This window comes from Acidovorax delafieldii 2AN (assembly GCF_000175235.1).
Classification (GTDB): Bacteria; Pseudomonadota; Gammaproteobacteria; order Burkholderiales; family Burkholderiaceae_C; genus Acidovorax; species Acidovorax delafieldii_B.
Window position 1 is genome coordinate 1 of the sequence record NZ_ACQT01000470.1, and the last position, 1,587, is coordinate 1,587.

The following is a 1,587-nucleotide window of genomic DNA, read 5'->3' on the forward strand; positions in this document are numbered from 1 at the left end:
CAGATCGCCCGAGATCAGGTAGCGGCGGATGAGGTCGAAAAAGCTGTCGTAGAACACGTCCGAGGCAATGGTCTCGCTGCCCACCTTCACCAGGGCCTCTTCGCTGGCCATGAGCGGCAGCGACAGCGAGCCCACGCCCCCCACGCCAAGGCTGGCGGAGTTGTTCGACTTCTTGAGGGTGTAGCGGTCTTGCAGCGCCGTGACGAACCCCAGGCTCACCTTGCCATTGGAGCCCTCGGGCACGCACACCACGCGGATCAGCATCTGCAGGTGCGCCTCGGCTTCGGGCTGGAAATTCTTCTTGCCCTCAACCATCTCGGCCGCCTTGGTGTTGATGATGTAGCCCTGGCTCAGCAGCGCCCGGCGGGCGGCCTCGCAGGTCTGCTCGGGCGTGGCATCGAACAGACGTGAATACGTGGCCACCGAGCCAAAATTTTCTTGCGGTGAATAAACCTTCACCGGCGCAGAACACGCGGCCAGCACGGCCGACAGGCACACGGTGAGCCACAGCGCCACGGGGCGGCGGCGCCCCCGTGCAGGGGCGGGGAAAGGGGTGCGCTTGGGCATCCAGGGCAGACTCAAAACCGGACACTCCTCTCGGGGTTGAACATTCTTGCGGGCACCAAGGCACCCGCGCATCCAGGGTCTGACAGCAAAGTGCAAAACCGGTTCCCTGGATTCTAGGCGCCAGCCCCGCAGCCATGGCCGGACCAGCCCCAATCTCAGTCCTACTCCTGCACCCAAAACCCAAAAAACCAAAACCCAGCTCCACCCCCGCGACCAACCGTGCCCGACGACCGCTCCGCCCCGGTGCCTGGGGCCGTAAAGGCGTGCTGTACCACTACCCAGCGGCGCACAAGCTGCACGAGGCCTGCCACGCGTTTGCTACGTTTTCAATAGCTTTTGACGCATGCATGAAAAGCGCCATGGCGACTTTCTGTATAAATTTGCCATCAGCCGCTGCAACCTTGACCCGCCACTGATCGACTGATCGACTGATCGACTGATCGACTGATCGACTGAGCCACTGAGCCGCCGAGCGGACAAGTGGGTCACAAGGCCAGACGCCCAAGCCACTGCCTCACTCGGCAAGGCCACGCTGCCCCCTCGACCGCCATCGGATGCTGTGACGAGGGGCCGCAGCGCTGCATTGGCCACTTTGGCCATATTGGCTGCGTTGGCTGCCCCCGGCACCCGGCAGCCCACGGTGACGGCCCCACTGCCGCTGGCACGCCTCGCCCCCTCCGCGCCCCCGCCCTCGCCCGCAATGGCGGCGCTCGCACCGCCACGTCGCACGCACGGATGTGGGCATCGCACAATGGCGCCTTTGCCTCCGGGGTGGGGCCGCGCGGGCAGCGAGCTACCGGCGCGCCTTTCGGGGGCGTGTACCAGTCAGGAACAAAGAGGTTCACATGAAAATTGCCGTGATGGGCGCAGGGGCCGTGGGTTGCTACTACGGCGGCATGCTGGCGCGCGCCGGCCACGAGGTCGCCATGGTGGCGCGAGCGGCCCACGCCCAGGCCATGGGCGCGCAGGGCCTGCTGCTTGAAACCCAGGCGTTCACCGAGCGCGTGCCGGTGGCGGCCA

General features: G+C 65.8%; 2 protein-coding genes. One reads left to right on the top strand and one right to left on the bottom strand.

Features of this window, described 5'->3' with window-relative positions:
- A partial coding sequence (locus ACDELDRAFT_RS22300) for a DUF2242 domain-containing protein (protein ID WP_005801074.1) occupies positions 1-567 on the bottom strand: 567 nt, incomplete at its 3' end.
- Between the two features lie 845 nt (positions 568-1,412).
- On the opposite strand from ACDELDRAFT_RS22300, the gene ACDELDRAFT_RS22305 reads away from it, so the two are divergent.
- A partial coding sequence (locus tag ACDELDRAFT_RS22305) for a ketopantoate reductase family protein (protein WP_005801076.1) occupies positions 1,413-1,587 on the top strand: 175 nt, incomplete at its 3' end.